Raw genomic sequence first — 17,447 nt, forward strand, 5'->3', positions numbered from 1 at the left:
GGCAGGAGAAAATTATGACACAGACCAACAATCCTTTCCCGCCGGAACGCCTTCTGCAACTGGATGACGTGAATGTTCACTTCCCCATGCGCGAAGGCCTTGTGAAAGCCGTCAACGGCGTGTCCTACCACATCAATCGCGGTGAGGTTCTCGGTATCGTCGGCGAAAGCGGTTCAGGCAAATCCGTCACGGCCCGTTCCATCATGCGGCTGCAGCCGAAACAGGCGCTCGATGCCGGCGGCTCAATTCTGTTTCGTCGCAAAAGCGGCGAAGAGGTTCTGATCTCTTCCGAAGACCGCCAGAGCCGCACCATGCGTGACCTGCGCGGCAACGAAATCGGCATGATCTTCCAGGAGCCGATGACGGCACTGTCTCCGGTTCACACCATCGGCACGCAGATCATGCGCACCGTCATGTTGCACCGGAATGTTTCAAAGGCAGACGCAAGAGCGCGCGCCATCGAGCTTCTGACCAAGGTGCAGATGCCCCGCCCGAACGATATCGTCGATCGTTATCCGCATCATCTCTCTGGCGGCATGCGCCAGCGTGCGATGATTGCACTGGCGCTTGCCTGTGACCCCACGCTCCTGATTGCCGATGAGCCGACAACGGCGCTGGATGTGACGACCGAGGCGCAGATCCTGCATCTTCTCAAGTCGTTGCAGCAGGAACTGGGCATGGCCATCGTCTTCATCACGCATAATTTCGGCGTGGTGGCGGACATCGCGGATCGCGTGGCGGTGATGTATCTCGGGCGTGTGGTCGAGACGGGCACCGTCGACGAAATTTTCTATGAGCCCAAACATCCCTACACGCAGGCCTTGCTCCGCTCCATTCCGAAGCTCGGCGGACAGAAGGCCCGACGCCTGAAGACAATTTCGGGCACCGTGCCTGATCCGTTCAATGTGCCGCCGGGCTGTTCCTTCCATCCCCGCTGCATGCGGGCCGTCGGCGGAATCTGCAATGTTACCACCCCGCCGGAAGTCCGGTTTCCGAATGGCCAGATGTCGCGCTGTCATTTCGCCGAAGAGTTTCGTTCGGAGGCCGCAGAATGACTGTTACCAGTGAAAAGGCCGAGGCCATGCAGGACGATACCCTCATCTCCATTCGTGGGGCGAAGAAATACTTCCCCGTTCATGGCGGCTGGCTACGAAAGAAAGTCGGGGAAGTGCGTGCCGTCGACGACATCACCTTCGACATCAAGAAGGGCGAAACCTTCGGCCTCGTCGGTGAGTCCGGCTCCGGGAAGTCCTCCATCGCGCGCCTGATCCTGCGGGCCTACGATCTCACCGAGGGCGAAATCCTGTTTCGTCGCTCGAACGGGTCGATCGTGGATATCACCTCGCTTGGTGACCGCGAGATGCGCGAGATCCGCCGCGAAATGCAGATGATCTTCCAGGATCCGTATTCGTCCCTCAATCCGCGCATGACGATTCTCGATCTCGTGGGCGAACCGTTGACGATTCATGGAGTCGGAAGTCCCTCGGAGATTGAGGACCGGGTGGCGGAACTGCTGCGGCTTGTCGGTCTTCGCCCGGAATATGTATCCCGCTATCCGCATGCCTTCTCCGGCGGCCAGCGTCAGCGCATCGGCATTGCCCGCGCCTTGGCGCTCAATCCCAGCTTCATCGCGGCAGACGAGGCGGTTTCTGCTCTAGACGTTTCCGTGGCGGCGCAAAACATCAATCTCCTGCAGGATCTGCAGGAGCAGCTTGGGCTCACCTATCTGTTCATCACCCATGATCTCGGCATGGTGGAGCACATCTCCGACCGCATCGGCGTGATGTATCTCGGTCGGCTGATGGAGGTTGGCCCGACGGAAGAGATGTTCTCCAAACCCCTGCATCCCTATACCGAGGCGCTTTTGGCCGCAGTGCCGCAGCCGGACCCGCGCGGCAATCGCGAGCGCAAGCGTGTGGCATTGAAAGGCGAAATTGCCGATGCGATGAACATTCCAACGGGCTGCCCCTTCCACCCGCGTTGTCCCTATGCGGATGCCAAATGCAAGGCAGAGGTTCCGGCCCTGCGGTCGGTTGCCGGAGGAAGACAGGTTCGTTGTCACTATGCCGAAAGCCTCGATCTGACGGGGGTTGCTGCACAGTGAACGGGCGCGTTGCCACATTGGGTGATCTGGGAAGTCTCCGTGCTGAAGGTGCGGAGACGGAACTCGCCCATGCGCATCGTCCGCTGTTGCGCCTGGATGATGCCGAGCCCTTTCCGCCCTTAGCGGCCGGGTTTGCGATTTATCGCGAGACCGCTCAATCCGTTTCGTCCAAATTCCAGATCGAGCCGGTTGCAGACTGCGTCATCGAATATGCAATCTGGTATGACTGGGATATCCAGCACCTCTACGATCTGGAGCATGTCTGGCTGCATCTCGATGCATACGGCCAAGTCGTGCAGGTAGAGGCGTCGCGCCATGGTTCGCGGCTCGTCATGCAACGACCTGATGGAGTCCTGCCGGTTGAAGCGGGCAGGCCGGTTCTCTTCCTCGAACCTGGTAAGCATGCGCATTGGGCAGATGGTGAGACCATGCGTTTGGAGGCTGGCGAGCGCATAGACGAGATGTGCGGGGCTCTGGCGGGTCAGCGCGGAATTCATTTGTCCAATCGCTTTTCAGATGCGGGTCTTTTTCACGCGACGGAAGAGCAAGACCAGCTCGCGCGCACACAACTTCAGAACTGGCGGTTCGCGCCGAGCTGGAGCTTTACGCGCACCAGTGATGACATTGGTGACTACAGGCTCGTACCGTGGCCTGCACTGGAGGCGTGGGTGCCAACGCGCGTCAAACACCTCATTTCTGAACTTTCGAAACACGGCATAGACAGCCTTTCTTTCCAGCAAAGTCAGGCGGAGACATGAGCATGAACATCAACTCGACCCGCAAACATCAAACGCCGCAAATCGGATTCACCGTCGGGCAGGGTGGCGCAATAACCGCCTGGGCCATGTCATCCATTCGCGCCACCTACTATCCGGGCGAGGTCGCCCTTGCGGAAGATCGGGTGAACTACCGCTTCATCAACGGCTTCGTTGATGTCGGTGATCTACCCTGTCGTATTGCCCTGTGGAAGGAAATCAAGTCTCGCACCGTTGCTTTGCCCGATGTCATCCCGGTCGATGATCTCTACCTTCCCGGCTTCAATCGTCGTGTCGAATTTTCCGGTTTCTGGCATCGTCCCACCAAACTGGAGCGTTGGCTGAAGACGCACATATCGGTTTCCAAGGATGGACCGGCTTCCTTCCGTCTTGCTACCTGCGGCGGCATTCGGATCTGGGTCGACGGTGCGGAAGTCGTGGTCTTCGAGCCCTTCAAACGCAACAAGGAGAGCCAGACGGAGATCACCCTGCCGCTGAAGGCCAGAGGAAGCGAGGTCGTGGTTCTGTGCGAGGAACTGGCAGAGCGCGATGCGCTTTGGTACTTCGAACTCACCTCACTTGGCACGGAGCCTCTGCACGTTGAACTTCCGGTCGATGCCTCCGATGCAACGATTTCCCTGCTGAAGGATCTGGCGACCGAGGTCCGTCCTACTCCCTTTCATTCGAAAGATGGCAAGGTCTCTCTCGTCTTTTCGCATGCGCCGTCGGTTGATGTGCGGGTGCGGGCGCGCATCCTGCCAAGCGTTCACATGCGCGACAAGCCACCGATCCTTGATGTGACCGCGGATCTGAAGGCGGGCGACAGAACGCTCGCTCTCTCGGGCATCGACAAACTGCCGGATGGCTATCATCCGCTGGATCTTACATTTTCGGTCGGGAACGTGTCCGTTTCCCGCCATATCGCCTTTGCGACGATGCGGGACGCTGCACGAGATATGCGGGATCAGTCTCTGGCGGAGTGCAAGCGGGCGGCCCTCACCTTTGCGGCGGACCATGGCGAGCAGCGCGCCGGCAAAGCCATCGCCTATCTCGCTCTCGGTCGCGAGGTCGATGAAACCTTTCGCGAGATCATCGCCAATACACTCGCGGCCATTGACGAGCGGAGGGATTGCTCCGATTTCGTGCTGGTGCCGCTCCTCTGGCTCGCAGGGGCTTATCGGAACCAGATTCCGGCAGTTCTCTGGGAGCAGATCGAAGCCTCCATTCTGAATTATCGCTACTGGGTCGATGAGCCCGGCAATGATGTGATGTGGTTCTGGAGCGAAAACCACGTTCTTTGCTTCCATGTCTCGCAATATCTGGCAGGGCGCCTTTTCACCGAAAAGCGCTTTGCCTGCTCGGGCCGAACCGGCGATCAGCAGGCGGCGCTCGGGGAAGAGCGGCTACTCAAATGGTTCGATTCTGTCGAAACGCATGGGCTCGCAGAATGGAATTCCGCCGCCTATTACCCCATCGATTTCATTGGTCTGCTGGCGCTTGAGCATTTCGGGGACGGAGAAATCAAGCGCCGGTCCAAGCTTTTGCTGGACCGCCTCTTTACCATGATCGCTTTGCACACCTCCGGTGGCGTTCCCGCCGGAAGCATGGGGCGTGCCTATGACAAGGAGTTGCGCGGCGGTCCTTTGACCGAACTTGCTCCCTTTGCGACGGTCGCATTCGGTCAAGGCTTCCTGAACGATGGCGTGGCTGCACTCACCATGTTCTGTGCTGGCACCTACGAGCCGCCTGCACATGTCTTGGATTACGTCGAGCCGAAGCCCGGGGTCGCCGTTCTCGCCCACTACGTCCAGGGTCATGATGAGGCTGCGCGCCTTGCGCTCTACAAGACCGCGCACGTTCAGCTCTCCTCGATGGTGGATGGCAAACCGGGTGGTCGCGGTCACCAGCAGCATGTGATGGACCTTCGCTTTGCTGCTGATCCTTTCGCGCGCGCCTGGGTCAACCACCCTGGAGAAGACGATCCATGGGGGAGCCAGCGTCCCTCCTTCTGGGCCGGAAATGGATCTCTGCCGCGTGCCGCTCAATTGGAAAATGCGAGCCTGATGCTCTACGATCTGGGAGAAAGCCCCCGGATTGGCTTCACGCATGCCTATGTGGAAGCTGCCGCATTCGATCAGGTGGAGTTGGTCGACAACTGGCTTATCCTGACGAGCGGTGGGGGCATTGCAGCACTCACCGCAACGGGCACCATCACACCAGTCACTACCGGTCCGGGTGATGGCATCGAATATCGCGTCGCGGGGAACCGCTGCGGATGGCTCACCATCGTGGCCGACGCGGCAGACGAGGGAGCGCGTAAAGCCTTTGTCTCTCAACTGTCGGACATCCGGATGTCACTCGGCGGCAGCGATCTGACGCTGGCGGTTTCGCTTCCCGGCAAACCTGACCTCGCCCTGTCGTGGCACGATGGGCTGCAGGTGGCTGGCAAGGCCTACGCCTTTCCTAATCGAACAATCGACCCTCTCGTGCGGACCGAAGCCGCATTCTCCTTTTGATCCTTCGCATGCAGGAATCTGATCAATGCTGATGCAGCCCCATATTCTCTCCGAAACCCTTTCGCGCGTGGCCGTCGGTCTGGCGCGCCTCAAGGGTATGAACGATGCCGCCGCAGCGCCGGAAAATGGCTATGAACTCCAGTTCGATGAGTGGGACTGGGAAGTCGGCGTCGGGATCTACGGTCTCATTCGTCATGCTGAAGCCGTCGGCGACAAATCCCTGATGGAGGCGATCGCCCGCTGGTACGACTGGCAGATCGGGCGTGGGCTGCCGCCCCGGCAGGTCAACTCCTCGTCTCCCATGCTTCCCCTGGCCGTACTGATCGACCATGTGGACCGGCCTGATTTCGAGGCACTCGTCAAGGACTGGGCCGATTGGCTGATGACAAAACTTGCGCGCACAGAGGATGGCGGCTTCCAGCATGTTGTCAAGGAGCGCATGAACGATGGCGAGTTGTGGGACGATACGCTGTTCATGACGTGCCTTTTCCTTGCCCGGGCGGGCCAGCGGTTTGGCCGTCAGGACTGGATCGAGGAAGCCTTCTACCAGTTCATGGTTCACGAGCGCTATCTGGCCGATCCCGTGACGGGACTGTGGTATCATGGCTGGACGTTTAATGGACGGCACAACTTTGCCAATGCCTTCTGGGCACGTGGCAATTCCTGGATAACGGTCGCCATTCCCGAACTCTTCAGTCTTGTTAAACAGGTGCCGGAGCATCTGAAGCGTCATTTGACCTATGTCTTGAGCGCGCAGGTTCGCACACTTGCCCAGCATCAGCGACCCAACGGTATGTTCTGCACTCTGGTCTGCGATCCGAATTCGCCGGAAGAGACAAGCGCCACCGCCGGCATCGCCTACGGAATCCTGCGCGGTATCGATCTTGGTATTCTGGACGAAGACCTGAAGCCCGTGGCACGCAGGGCGCTCGCAGCAGTTCTCGAACGGATCGACGAAACAGGCATTGTGCTGGAGGTTTCGGACGGGACGCCGATGGGCCACACGCTGGACTTCTACCGCCAGATCCCCAATGTTCCGGCTCCATACGGTCAGGCGCTCGTCATGCTTCTGCTCGTGCGGGTCATGGCCGAAAAAGACGGGCTGGAAGGGTAAAATGAGGAAGAGCGGTCAAAGCTCCCGGCTCATCACCGTATAGGCGACGCCGCTCTTTTCAAAAACGCCGCCTTGGGCGGCAAACCCGTGCCGAGCGTAAAAGGGCAGGGCGCTGACACGGGCATCGCACCAGATGCGGCGCTCGCCCTTCTTCCGCGACCATTGAATGGCATGGGTCAGGAGCTGCGTTCCAACTCCCTTGTCCTGCCATTCAGGCAGTGTCGCGAATTTGCGGAACCGGATGCCTTCCGGTGTTTCGAACAAGGAGATGACAGCGACAAGCGCGCCGTTGATCGACGCACCGAAATGCGTACCATCGGCATCCTCCGGCAGGACAACATCCGGCTTAGCCTTCTCGGGCCAGAGAACCACATGGCGGATATCAACGGTCTGATCGGCCGATATACGTTCTATTTCCAACAGGCCTTGCTTGGTCATTGTCCTCGTGTTCAAGCTGCGTAGCGGGACGCCGCGAGATCCTTGGTCTCGATCTCAGGTGTACGGCCACTGACGATGTCGGCCAGAACTTTCGCAGAGCCGCAGCTCATGGTCCAGCCCAGCGTGCCATGGCCCGTGTTGAGATAGAGGTTACGCACCTTGGTCGCACCAATGACTGGCGTACCATCGGGTGTCATCGGGCGCAGACCTGACCAGAAGCTCGCCTTCGAAACGTCGCCGCCAGGGAACAGATCCGTCACCGAATGTTCCAGCGTGCGACGACGGGCATGGCCGAGATCATTCGTATAGCCTGAGATTTCCGCCATGCCGCCGACGCGGATGCGGTCGCCAAGCCGAGTGATGGCGATCTTGTAGGTTTCGTCCATCACGGTCGATTCCGGTGCACGACTTTCATTCACGATCGGGATCGTCAAGGAATAGCCCTTTACCGGATAAACGGGCAGGCGAATGCCATGCGGGTTTACCAGCAGTGGCGAATAGCTGCCGAGCGCGACCACAACGGCATCGGAGGATACTAGGCCGCGATCCGTCATCACGCCTTTGACTTCGCCGCCCTGCACGTCAAGCGCCTTGATGTTCACGCCCCATTCGAAGCGGACGCCCATGGATGTGGCCTTGTCCGATAGGATGTTGGTGAATTTGAAGCAGTCGCCCGTCTCATCCTTTGGTGTCAGCAGACCGCCAACAATCTTTTCGCGCACATGGGCAAGTGCAGGCTCGACGCGGATGCAGCCTGCCGGATCCAGAACCTCGAACGGAATGCCATCCGCTGCCAGCGCCTTCACATCCTTGGCGGAGGCATCGAGTTGGGCTTGCGTGCGGAAAAGCTGCAGCGTGCCCTGCATGCGCTGGTCGTAATCGACATTGGTTTCAGCACGAACTTCTGCGAGCGCCAGCCGCGCATAATCAGCAAGGCGCAGCATGCGGCTCTTGTTCAGCGCATAGCGTTCCGAGGTGCAGTTGCGCAGCATCTGCAGCATCCACGAAAGCATCGCCATATCGAGCTTGGGGCGAAGGATGAGCGGCGCATGCTCCATGAAAATCCACTTCAGCGCCTTCTGCGGAATGCCGGGTGCAGCCCAGGGAGAGCAATAGCCGAAGGATACTTCGCCGGCATTTGCAAAGCTGGTTTCCAGCGCCGGACCGGGTTGACGGTCGAGCACGGTAACTTCATGACCGGCTTTGGCGAGATAATAGGCCGATGTGACGCCGATGACGCCCGCGCCAAGAATGGTGACCTTCATGATATTCCCCGTCTGCTGGTCTTTGAATTAGATATATTGTCTGTAGTAGCGGTTGCCGATGGAGGTCAAAATCTCCCAGGAGATTGTGCCTGCCTGCTCGGCAACGTCTTCGAGTGTCTGACTGTCGCCGATGAACTCCACCCGGCTGCCCAGCCTGAGCGCGCCTTCAGGTAGATCCGAAACGTCTATGATCGTGCTGTCCATGGAAACGCGCCCGACCATCGGAAGCCGCACGCCCTGATAGACGAATGCGCCCTTGCTGCTGAGCGAGCGCAGGATACCATCGGCATAGCCGAGCGAAACCGTTGCAAGGCGACGCTCCTCTTGTGCAATGTAGGTTGCGGAATACCCAACTGCTGTTCCTGCCGGAATAGTCCGTGTCTGGACCACGGCACCCTCGATCCTCACAACCGGCTCCATCGGCTGCTCCAGCATATCCGTGGGGCGTCCACCATAAAGCGCGATACCGGGTCGAACCATCGCGCCACGAAACTTCTCGCCCAGGAATGAGCCGCCGGAATTGCCGAAGGAAACCGGTATGCCGGGGAAAATGTCGGCGATACGCCCCATTTGCTCTGCCTGCAGACCATTATGAACATCGTCCGCCTCGTCGGCGCAAGCCAGATGGCTCATGATGTAGCGCACGTCGATGTTTTCCAGAAGCTGCGCATCTGCCGCCAATGCTTCGGCTTCTTCAACGGACATGCCAAGGCGCGACATGCCGGTGTCAAACTGCAACAATGCGGGAAGTCTGCGGCCGCTCAGCGTCGCGGCGGCGCGCCAGCGGGCGACCTGTTCCAGCGAATTCAGCACCGGGATGATGCCGCGAAGAGCGCAGTCCGTTTCGGAGCCCGGCTGAAGCCCGTTCAGCACATAAATTGCGGCATCCTTGGACAGAACAGGGCGAAGCGCCACTGCCTCACCATATTGCGCAACGAAGAAGTCGCGGCAGCCTTCCTGATAGAGCGCGCTCGAAACTTTCTCTGCACCGAGGCCGTAGGCGTCAGCTTTCACCACAGCCGCAGCACGCGCAGGCGAAACAGTGGAAACGATCCGTCTGTAATTTCTCTTCAGCGCCGACAGATCGACCGAGAGATAGCCGGGAGCGCCGGTTTTTTGCCATTCCGTGGATGAGACCATGTCCATCGCTTCTGCGCTCCTCCTGATCTAATGCACCAGATGATAATGCTTCGATCGTGCATGTTGCGCGCGATTATTGCTTGCTTCTTGCGTTTGTGATCAAATCAATCACGAAATCAGCGCTTTTATAGTGGATTCATGAATGAGCCAGTCACTCGATGTCATTGATCGCAATATCATACGTCTGCTGCGGCTGGATGCTCGCATGAGCAGCGCCAAAATGGCGGAGTCTGTTGGGCTCTCGCCCTCTGCCTGTCTGCGCCGGATCAAGCTTCTTGAGGAGAACGGAATCATCCGGGGTTATACGGCGCTGATCGGTTCCGGCGAGGAAGGCAGCACCATCGCGGTCATGATCAACATCACGCTGGATCGCCAGACGGAAGACTTTTTGAACCGCTTTGAGGATGCCGTTCGCAAGCATCCCGAGATCCGTGAATGCTATCTGATGACGGGCGATTGGGATTACTTCCTGCGTGTGGAGGTGGAAAGTCCGCGCGAGTTCGAGACCATTCACACGGATATTCTCTCGAAGCTGCCGGGCGTCACGCGCATCCATTCGAGCTTCTCCATCCGCAACGCCTTAACTGCGCGCGGGCGACGGCGCTAGCCCGAATCAACTGGAAGCCAAGCGTGCTTCTACCTGCGAATAGAGGATCTGCTTCAGCTGACGAACGGTCGAGGCGTCTGTTCTCAGCATTTCGCGTGAAGCGAAACTCAGCTCAACCAGTTGCGCGTCGCCTTCGGTGAACCGAACGGAGCAGGAGGCGTGCAGCTCCGTGGCCCGCAGGCGCTTCAGAAGCTCGGCAGCATTCTGAGGCCGCACACCGGAGCCGGGCATGATGATGATGCGATCTTGAGCCTGATTGATGAGCTGCTCCAGCATCTCCATTCCTTCGTGCGCAGTTGGCTTTCCGCCGGATGTCAGGATTCGCGAGAAGCCGAGGTCGATTGCATCCTCCAGCGCTGCCGCCTTGTCATTCACCATGTCGAATGCACGATGGAGGGTCAGGTCCAGGCCTTTTGCATCGCTACAGAGCCATTTCAGGGTCTCGATATCCAGCGTCCCGTCGGGCCGGTTTGCCCCCAGAACGACGCCTTTGAGATTGGCGGCCCGGGCTGCATCAATGTCGGCCCGCATGATATCGACCTCTTCGTTCGAGAACACGAAGCTGCCTGCGCGCGGCCGGATCATGGCCGTCACCGGCACGGTCTGCTTACCCGCAAGTTCCATAAGTCCGAAGGAGGGCGTCAACCCGCCAACGGACAGGGCGGAACAGAGTTCGATGCGGTCGGCACCACCTTCGATGGCAGCAAAGAGCCCTTCTGCATTGTCGACGCAGATTTCCAGAACGGGCTTTGATGGCTGGATGCCGATCATGATGTCTTCCTTGTTTTGCCGCTTTCCAGAACAAAAAGGAGGATGATGCCGAAGCTGCCGACAATAGCCCCGAGGATGGAGGCGAATGAGTAGTCCCCGATCCGCGTGCCAATTGCGAAGATCCCCGCACTGAGACCGGCGCTGAGGAATATGTTCACCGCAATCAGCGAGCTTCCGAGGCCAGGTCTATCGCTAATCAGATCCTGCAAATAGGTGATGGGAAGGCTGATGATCGCCGCTGCAGCGATTCCGCTGATCACGGTCTGGGCATAAACGTGCCATCGCTCGGTCGCAAGTCCCTGAAGCACGAGATAGAGCGCATAAAGACCGGCTCCCAGCGCAAGTGCCCGTACCGGTTTCATCCAGGTTTCGGCCTTGCCCCAGAAGAGGATGAAGACGATTTCCAGAGCGGCAACGATGCCGACGATGATGCCAAGATCGGCGACCGTGCCGCCTGCCTTGCCCGTGACGATAAGCGGACGGACGGCATCGTTGATATGAAGCATCGAACAGATCAGCGCGATTGCCAGAACCCGCATGGCGACACGAGGATCCAGCACCTCTCCCACTGAGGCCAGAAATCGCGAGCGGGCCTCACCGCCTTCTATTTCAATCTTGGGAGCCGGAGGAAGGAAGAAGGCGCCGAGGATGAAGCAGCAGATCGCCGCCAGTGTCGCAATGAGATAGGCCGGAAGCATGGAACTGGCGCCTGCCAGCATGACCCCGACAACCCCCGGCATCAGAACCCAGGAGAGCGATATCGTCGCCCTGATTGTAGAGTTAACGCCGATCAGCTGGCTGCTCGATAGCCGGGCGGAGTTGGCGCGAACATTGGCGAAAATCAGCGAGTTCAATGCCCCGAAGATCGGCAGAAGCAGGAGCTTTGAAACGACAAAGGCCGGAACATTGGCAAAAGCATAGACGATGCCGAAGCCAAGGACGCCGAAGAGCGACACGTAGAGAATGGAGGTCCGATAATCGCCCATCCGGTCAGCGAGGATACCCATCATGACGCTTGCGGAAACGTTGATGATGGCTGCCGCAAACATCAGCGCCGCATAACCGCTATCGCTCAGACCCAGTTCCTGAATGCCGATCAAGGATTGATAGGGGGATGTTGCCGCGCCGGTCGTTCCGAAGAAGAAGATGGCAAGGGCAGAGGTCCTGAGGCTTTTGTCTGCCCATGTCGTTTTCAGCGCATTGCTCACGGTCGATCAATCCACCGGCTTGAATATCTCGCTTCGGCTGCGAACTCGAAATCCTTCTGGAAGGGATAGCACGGCCTCTGGCGACGCTTGTTGGATATGCGCTCGATGTCCTGATTGATCACGCCATCGGTCAGCGCCATGAGGTTGGGGTTCGCGATAGGGGCAAGCTCGGGAGAGAGATAGCCGGATTTGACGACCAATAGACGCACCGTTGCCGGATCGATGCCGTGACGCGTAAAGTCCGCGATATTGTGATAGGGGCGGCGGCGAGCGGCCAGGATCACGGTAACTTCCGCTATCTTCACCACGGCCTGACGCTCGGGTTCGGAGCCGGGATCGTCGAGGCTTACCACCTGAGCGTCCACTTCGACGCTGGGGCTTGCGGGATCGAGCGAGCCCCCGATCGTGAGCCTCAAAGTAGACCCTGCGCCCGCCTTGAAACAGGCTTCTACTGCGGGCCGATCCGTGATGCCGCCGATGACCGCACCTTCGAAGTTTCTGGCAAGGAGCGCTTTCAGAACATCTGCGCGGTCACCGACGCCGCCACCGGTCGGATTATCACCGGAATCGGCCAGAATAACCGGTTTCGTTTCTGCTTTTTCCGCCAGTTCAAGCACCTCTTCCAGAGGCGCCGTGAAAGGGCCGAACTGAAAATCCTGCCGTGCTTGCCAATAGGATTGCGCGATGCTTTCGGCAGCTGCCTTGGCGGCTGCCTTGTCTGTGGCGGTCACCACCGCGCAGGCTGTCCCGCGCGGTTCGTCGGCCCATACATAGCCGACCATAAGATTGGCATCCCAGATGCCCTCAGCGGCGTCATGATCAGGTAGCTTGGCGTAGAGGCTCTTGGCCGGTTCATCTTCCGTTGATGTCCGCTCGCCGGGCAGCAAAACTGGAACGGGTGCCCAGGCAATACCCGGTTTTTCTCCTGTGGTCAGAGTGCGGATCAGCATCGACCAGGCGCGGACCATTGTCTCCCGAACGTCGATATGCGGTGCTGTCCTGTAACCGGCAAAGATATCGAGCTGATCGATGATCTTCTGGGTCACGTTGCCGTGCAGGTCGTAGCTGGCAGCAATCGGCATGTCCGGCCCAACCACGGCGCGTGCTGCTGAAATCCAGTCGCCTTCTGCATCATCCATTCCATCCACATTCATGGCTCCATGCATGGCCAGATAGAGACCATCCAGCGGAAGGCTGGCTTTCAGTAATTCAAGAAACTCCGCCTTGAATGCCTCATAGGTATGGCGAGCCACCGGGCCGCCGGGCACTGCGCGAGCATGCAGAAGCGGCAGGTGATCGACATCATCCGCATTAAGAAAATTGAAATAGTCTGCGTTCAGAAGCTCCCTGCCACGCAGCACGCGAAAATCCTCCGGCTGCATGAAGACGGGTGAGGAGGTGGAGCATTCGGTATGAATGCCGCCGACGGCAATACGAAGGGTCATCTCGTTTACGTCCTCACAGCTTCGGCATGAGCGGGCTTATCGCAGCAAAGCGAAGCCAGTTCTTGCTGTCTTTCGGCGTCCAGGCCGCTTCCGCGATTGCCCCGAGGCGTGGGAAAACCAGATGGTTGAAGTAGTCGCGATTGAGGAAATGCTCCGACCAGATGCAGGCCTGTACGCCGCGCATGCGAGACGATAGTTCTGCCGGAAACTCGCCAACCGCTTCATAGGTGTAGGTGTGTTTTGGAGGCACGGTGCCTGCCCAGCTTGCCCCTGGTTCCTGGAAGGCTTCGTCCTGCACCATATCGAGGTAATAGGCCTGCCCGGGTGTCATCACCACGTCATAACCCTGACGGGCCAGTTCGACGCCGACCTCCGGCTTCTGCCACGCCATAAGCAGCGTACCCTCCGGGTCAACACCGCCACCGTGGGATACCTCATCCCATCCGGCGAGTCGCCTGCCGCGCTCGGACAGCATGCCCTGAATGCGTTTCATGAAATGGCTCTGGAGCCCGAAGGTGCCTTCAATGCCTTGTTCATTCATCAGCTTTCTGGCGAGCGGTGACGCCATCCAGGTATTGGCCGCCACTTCATCCCCACCGATGTGAATGAGCTTGGAGGGGAATAGCTCCACCATCTCATCGAAGACCTTGCCGAGAAAATCGTAAGTCAGTTCGATTGCCGGATTGAGCGCATTGTTCGGATAGCCCTGCACTGAACGATAACTGTCGGGGGCTTCCTGTCCGTCAACCAGTTCCGGCAAGGCCACAAGCGTCGCGGTACTATGGCCGGGAATATCGATTTCCGGCACAACCTCGACATTAAGACTTGCGGCATGAGCGACAATCGCTTTCACGTCGGCCTGGGAATAGAAGCCACCCACCGGCTCTGCACCATTGCCCAGCTGCGGCAGCATCGGCTCGTCCGGTCCGCGCAATACGCCAAGTGTTGTCAGTTGCGGATAGGCCTTGATCTCCAGCCGCCATGCTTCGTCATCCGTCAGGTGCCAATGGAAGATGTTGAGGCGCATCCAGGCCAGTATGTCGATCAACCGGGTCACATCGGCAACCGGGTAGAACTGGCGGGACACATCCAGATGGCAGCCGCGCCAGCCATAGCGCGGCGCATCCTCGATGATGCCGGATCCCGGGAAGCGGAAGGTTTCCGGCTCGGTCCGCGCGCCATGTAGCAGATGGGCGAGGGCGGTCAGACCATATTGGCATCCGCTATCGGCAGAAAATGCCAAGGTGATCTCATCATCGAAGCTGAGGCGATAGGCTTCCGGCGCAAGGTTCGTGTCTTCTTCGAAATGAATGGCCTTGCCTTCATGGACAGGCGTCAAAGCGAAGGGCTGATGTCCCACCTGAAACAGTCGACGGTATAGTGACCCCAGGCGTAGCATTGCCTGTTTATGGGCCACCGCTGTGCCCTCCGCCGGATAGAGCGCGACTGGCACCACGGACGCTGCGGACAGTTCACAGAACGCTGGCCACGGCAGCATCGAGAATGGCTGGGTAACTTCGCCTTTCGGCATGAGAACAGGTGCAGGCTCGGGCGGACGACCTGCCAGCAGGGTATCGTCAACGCTGACCGGTAGATGCGTTCCGTCGCTCAAGGTCAAATAGGCAGACTTTGCCCCGTCGGTTCGATGGCGGGCCGGCCGCCAAAGTGGCGCGACCGTGAATTGCCAGCTCTCACCCGGCTGCAGCACCAGACCTTCAGTCGGCGCAAACTGATGAAAGTTGGCATTGCGCCGCAGAAAGACCGCGTTGTCGCACCGTGGCACTTCCGAATCCTTGATACGGGTGAGCGACGTATAGGCCAGCTTGAAGCCGCTGAGTGGTGCTTCCGATAGGTTGACGAGATTGAAGACGAAACGACCGCAGGCGTCGCCGTCCACGGGCTCCCAGCTGTTTTCGAGGCGAAAGAGCGGAATGTTCATGATGGTTCCCTTTCCGGATCGCGTCCGGTTCCGGCTCTTGGCTGGCCGGTTTCTGTGTGCGTGGTGGATCAGTAGTGTTCGGATTGAGAAAAGGTGCGCGCCAATTCGGCCTGCCCGGCAGTCAGTCCACAATCGACAGGCAGGCATACTCCCGTGATTGCCGCCGCCTGTTCGCTGGAAAGAAAATACACGGCATTGGCGACATCCTGCGCGGTAGCGATGCGACGCAAGGCGTACCAGCGTTTGGCTTCTTCGAACACTTGCGGATTTGCAGCGGCCCGCGCCTCCCAGGCCTGCGTACGTACGGTTCCCGGCGCAACAGCATTCGATCGGATGCCGAATTTGCCGTATTCGACCGCGACAAGCTTGGTGAAGTGGATGAGCCCAGCCTTTGCCGCGCTGTAGGCCGGATGACCGAAGACCGCCATGCCATTGACCGAGGCGATGTTGACGACCGACCCGCTGGTAGACTTCAGCGCATCTTCGAACGCACGGAACGTGAGAAACGCCGCCTCAAGATTCAGGCTCGCATCCTGCCGCCAGATGTCTGCAGTCGTATCCTGAAGAGATACGGCGCGTGCGGCGCCAGCATTGTTTATCAGCGTCTTGGTTGATCCTAGATCGCCGACCCGTTTTGCCAAAAGAGCGACGTCTGCTTCGTTGGTAATATCACAGACAATCGGTACGAAGTTTTCAGAGCCCTCAAGCGTTTCTTGAGCCACTTCCAGGGCTGCAGCATCAATATCCACAAGAGCGACGAGATCGTGCGCATCCGCCAGTCGATGGGCAATGGCGCGGCCGATATCGCCAGCGGCGCCTGTCACAACTGCGACGGAGCGGGGCATGGCTAATCTCCCAGTATCTGCCGGTCGTCGCCGCCATCGCGGTGCTCGACCAATTGTTGTTTGATGTGGCGCAGCGTGACTGTGGAAAGCTTGCGGTTTCGGTAGGCCACAAGGCTCGCCAGAATGTCGACGACTGCAAGGAAGGCGAAACGCGTTGAGGTCGGTCGATAGATGTTATCGCCCTCGGGCAGGTCTATGCCGATGACCACTTCGGCAGCGTCAGCAACCGGGCTGTCGCTCTGCGTCAGAGCCACCGTGCTGATGCCATTGTCCTGAGCAAGCTTGAAGCAACGCACCAGCTCCTGATTTCGACCGGAGAAAGAAGAGCCGATCAGGACATCATTGCTGTGCGCGGCAGCCGTGAACATCAATTGCATGTTGTGGTCGCTGCTCGCAGTCACGCGTGAGCCCAGGCGGAACAGGCGGTTCTGGATTTCGCTGGCAATCAGCGATGAATTGCCTCCAGATCCGAATGCATAAACCATGTCCGCGCGCGAAAGCCGGTCAGCGGCCTTTTCCAGCATGACAGGATCCAACGTGCGATGGATGAGAAACAGCGCATTTTGCGCCTTGGTGATCACGTCCTCCGCCACATCGGCGGGCTCCGTGCTTTTGGCTTCCGGGTTCAGATAGCGAATGCCGACAAAGGCAGACTTTGCCAGTCTCACCTTGAAATCCGCAAAGCTCTGGCAGCCCAGGCGACGGCAGAAACGCGTGACGGTCGGGGGAGATACTTCCGCTTTTTCAGCAAGCTCGATGATCGAGGCGTTGACCGCGAAATCGAAATCACCCAGCAAGATGTCGGCGATCCGCTGTTCGGAGGCCGAAAACTGGCTGCGTTCTTCCTGAAGAGTAGCGAAAATATCCATTGATTCCATAGCCTCAAACTTTTGGTTTGTAGGCTATGCAGTCGATTTCCACCTTGCAATCAACCATCATGCTGGCCTGTACACAGGCGCGTGCCGGTGGATGCTCGCCGAAATAGCTCTGGTAGATCCGGTTGAAGGTCCAGAAGTCGCGCGGATCGTCCAGCCATACACCACAACGGACAACGTGTTCGACGCTGTAGCCCGCTTCGTGCAGGATGGCGATGACGTTTTCGATCGTCTTGTGTGTCTGCTCCACAATGCCGCCATGGATGATTTCGCCATCCACCATGGCAACCTGACCGGACACGTGAAGCCAGCCGTCTGCTTCTACTGCGCGAGCGAAGGGAAGCCGTTGCCCGCCGGCGCCCGCCTTTTCGGCTCCATAACGTTTGATCGACATGACACTCCATGGAAATTATTTTCTTGGATCG

Annotated in this window: 16 protein-coding genes; 6 read left to right on the plus strand and 10 right to left on the minus strand. The window is 58.8% G+C overall.

Features of this window, described 5'->3' with window-relative positions; genetic code table 11:
* Positions 1 to 14: 14 nt before the first annotated feature.
* Genes G6N80_RS02140 through bglB form a run of 5 tightly spaced genes read left to right on the plus strand, consistent with a single transcriptional unit; the run spans position 15 to position 6,489 of the window.
* A complete protein-coding gene (locus G6N80_RS02140; RefSeq protein WP_165130945.1) occupies positions 15 to 1,055 on the plus strand; it encodes an ABC transporter ATP-binding protein in 1,041 nt (346 codons plus the stop codon).
* Positions 1,052 to 2,104, plus strand: a complete 1,053-nt coding sequence (locus G6N80_RS02145; RefSeq protein ID WP_062556737.1) for an ABC transporter ATP-binding protein — start codon at positions 1,052 to 1,054, stop codon at positions 2,102 to 2,104. The genes G6N80_RS02140 and G6N80_RS02145 overlap by 4 nt, the downstream gene beginning before the upstream one ends.
* Positions 2,101 to 2,862, plus strand: coding sequence for a hypothetical protein (locus G6N80_RS02150; RefSeq protein ID WP_165130947.1), 762 nt, complete (start codon positions 2,101 to 2,103; stop codon positions 2,860 to 2,862). The genes G6N80_RS02145 and G6N80_RS02150 overlap by 4 nt, the downstream gene beginning before the upstream one ends.
* Before the next feature lie 2 nt (positions 2,863 to 2,864).
* Positions 2,865 to 5,375: a hypothetical protein gene (locus G6N80_RS02155; RefSeq protein ID WP_165130949.1), complete on the plus strand. Its 2,511-nt coding sequence runs from the start codon at positions 2,865 to 2,867 to the stop codon at positions 5,373 to 5,375.
* A 25-nt stretch (positions 5,376 to 5,400) separates the two neighbouring features.
* Complete coding sequence (bglB, locus tag G6N80_RS02160) at positions 5,401 to 6,489, plus strand: beta-galactosidase BglB (protein WP_165130951.1); 1,089 nt, start codon at positions 5,401 to 5,403, stop codon at positions 6,487 to 6,489.
* 15 nt (positions 6,490 to 6,504) lie between these two features.
* Here bglB and G6N80_RS02165 read toward each other — a convergent pair whose 3' ends face one another.
* Genes G6N80_RS02165 through alr form a run of 3 tightly spaced genes read right to left on the minus strand, consistent with a single transcriptional unit; the run spans position 6,505 to position 9,338 of the window.
* Positions 6,505 to 6,927 carry a GNAT family N-acetyltransferase gene (locus G6N80_RS02165; protein ID WP_165130953.1) on the minus strand — a complete coding sequence of 141 codons (423 nt, stop codon included), beginning with the start codon at positions 6,925 to 6,927 and terminating at the stop codon, positions 6,505 to 6,507.
* A gap of 11 nt (positions 6,928 to 6,938) precedes the next feature.
* Complete coding sequence (locus tag G6N80_RS02170) at positions 6,939 to 8,192, minus strand: D-amino acid dehydrogenase (protein WP_165130955.1); 1,254 nt, start codon at positions 8,190 to 8,192, stop codon at positions 6,939 to 6,941.
* Positions 8,193 to 8,219: 27 nt separating this feature from the next.
* On the minus strand, positions 8,220 to 9,338 hold the full coding sequence (gene alr / locus G6N80_RS02175) for an alanine racemase (RefSeq protein WP_165130957.1): 1,119 nt from the start codon (positions 9,336 to 9,338) through the stop codon (positions 8,220 to 8,222).
* A 136-nt stretch (positions 9,339 to 9,474) separates the two neighbouring features.
* Here alr and G6N80_RS02180 point away from each other — a divergent pair, with 136 nt between their 5' ends.
* Complete coding sequence (locus G6N80_RS02180) at positions 9,475 to 9,939, plus strand: Lrp/AsnC family transcriptional regulator (RefSeq protein WP_165130959.1); 465 nt, start codon at positions 9,475 to 9,477, stop codon at positions 9,937 to 9,939.
* Positions 9,940 to 9,945: 6 nt separating this feature from the next.
* Here the strand turns inward: G6N80_RS02180 and G6N80_RS02185 are convergent, their stop codons facing one another.
* The 7 genes from G6N80_RS02185 to G6N80_RS02215 form a co-directional block, all read right to left on the minus strand.
* Complete coding sequence (locus tag G6N80_RS02185; protein ID WP_165130961.1) at positions 9,946 to 10,710, minus strand: copper homeostasis protein CutC; 765 nt, start codon at positions 10,708 to 10,710, stop codon at positions 9,946 to 9,948.
* Positions 10,707 to 11,918, minus strand: coding sequence for an MFS transporter (locus G6N80_RS02190; protein ID WP_165130963.1), 1,212 nt, complete (start codon positions 11,916 to 11,918; stop codon positions 10,707 to 10,709). The genes G6N80_RS02185 and G6N80_RS02190 overlap by 4 nt, the downstream gene beginning before the upstream one ends.
* Complete coding sequence (locus tag G6N80_RS02195) at positions 11,915 to 13,363, minus strand: M81 family metallopeptidase (RefSeq protein ID WP_165130965.1); 1,449 nt, start codon at positions 13,361 to 13,363, stop codon at positions 11,915 to 11,917. Before G6N80_RS02195 ends, G6N80_RS02190 begins: the two co-directional genes overlap by 4 nt.
* A 13-nt stretch (positions 13,364 to 13,376) precedes the next feature.
* A complete protein-coding gene (locus G6N80_RS02200) occupies positions 13,377 to 15,302 on the minus strand; it encodes a beta-N-acetylhexosaminidase (RefSeq protein ID WP_165130967.1) in 1,926 nt (641 codons plus the stop codon).
* Positions 15,303 to 15,370: 68 nt separating this feature from the next.
* Positions 15,371 to 16,147 (minus strand): SDR family oxidoreductase, encoded by a 777-nt coding sequence (locus G6N80_RS02205; protein WP_165130969.1) that lies wholly within the window; start codon positions 16,145 to 16,147, stop codon positions 15,371 to 15,373.
* 2 nt (positions 16,148 to 16,149) lie between these two features.
* Positions 16,150 to 17,016: a MurR/RpiR family transcriptional regulator gene (locus G6N80_RS02210; protein WP_165130971.1), complete on the minus strand. Its 867-nt coding sequence runs from the start codon at positions 17,014 to 17,016 to the stop codon at positions 16,150 to 16,152.
* Between the two features lie 13 nt (positions 17,017 to 17,029).
* Complete coding sequence (locus G6N80_RS02215) at positions 17,030 to 17,416, minus strand: RidA family protein (RefSeq protein ID WP_062556724.1); 387 nt, start codon at positions 17,414 to 17,416, stop codon at positions 17,030 to 17,032.
* Positions 17,417 to 17,447: the final 31 nt, after the last annotated feature.

The sequence above is a fragment of the Rhizobium rhizoryzae genome (genome assembly GCF_011046895.1).
Taxonomy (GTDB): Bacteria; Pseudomonadota; Alphaproteobacteria; order Rhizobiales; family Rhizobiaceae; genus Neorhizobium; species Neorhizobium rhizoryzae.

Bases quoted from the DNA above. Each gene is read 5' to 3' on its own strand.
- G6N80_RS02140 (WP_165130945.1), top strand. From the start codon at position 15: ATGACACAGACCAACAATCCTTTCCCGCCGGAACGCCTTCTGCAACTG.
- G6N80_RS02145 (WP_062556737.1), top strand. From the start codon at position 1,052: ATGACTGTTACCAGTGAAAAGGCCGAGGCCATGCAGGACGATACCCTC.
- G6N80_RS02155 (WP_165130949.1), top strand. From the start codon at position 2,865: ATGAACATCAACTCGACCCGCAAACATCAAACGCCGCAAATCGGATTC.
- bglB (WP_165130951.1), top strand. From the start codon at position 5,401: ATGCTGATGCAGCCCCATATTCTCTCCGAAACCCTTTCGCGCGTGGCC.
- G6N80_RS02165 (WP_165130953.1), bottom strand. From the start codon at position 6,927: ATGACCAAGCAAGGCCTGTTGGAAATAGAACGTATATCGGCCGATCAG.
- G6N80_RS02170 (WP_165130955.1), bottom strand. From the start codon at position 8,192: ATGAAGGTCACCATTCTTGGCGCGGGCGTCATCGGCGTCACATCGGCC.
- alr (WP_165130957.1), bottom strand. From the start codon at position 9,338: ATGGACATGGTCTCATCCACGGAATGGCAAAAAACCGGCGCTCCCGGC.
- G6N80_RS02180 (WP_165130959.1), top strand. From the start codon at position 9,475: ATGAGCCAGTCACTCGATGTCATTGATCGCAATATCATACGTCTGCTG.
- G6N80_RS02185 (WP_165130961.1), bottom strand. From the start codon at position 10,710: ATGATCGGCATCCAGCCATCAAAGCCCGTTCTGGAAATCTGCGTCGAC.
- G6N80_RS02195 (WP_165130965.1), bottom strand. From the start codon at position 13,363: ATGACCCTTCGTATTGCCGTCGGCGGCATTCATACCGAATGCTCCACC.
- G6N80_RS02200 (WP_165130967.1), bottom strand. From the start codon at position 15,302: ATGAACATTCCGCTCTTTCGCCTCGAAAACAGCTGGGAGCCCGTGGAC.
- G6N80_RS02205 (WP_165130969.1), bottom strand. From the start codon at position 16,147: ATGCCCCGCTCCGTCGCAGTTGTGACAGGCGCCGCTGGCGATATCGGC.
- G6N80_RS02210 (WP_165130971.1), bottom strand. From the start codon at position 17,016: ATGGATATTTTCGCTACTCTTCAGGAAGAACGCAGCCAGTTTTCGGCC.
- G6N80_RS02215 (WP_062556724.1), bottom strand. From the start codon at position 17,416: ATGTCGATCAAACGTTATGGAGCCGAAAAGGCGGGCGCCGGCGGGCAA.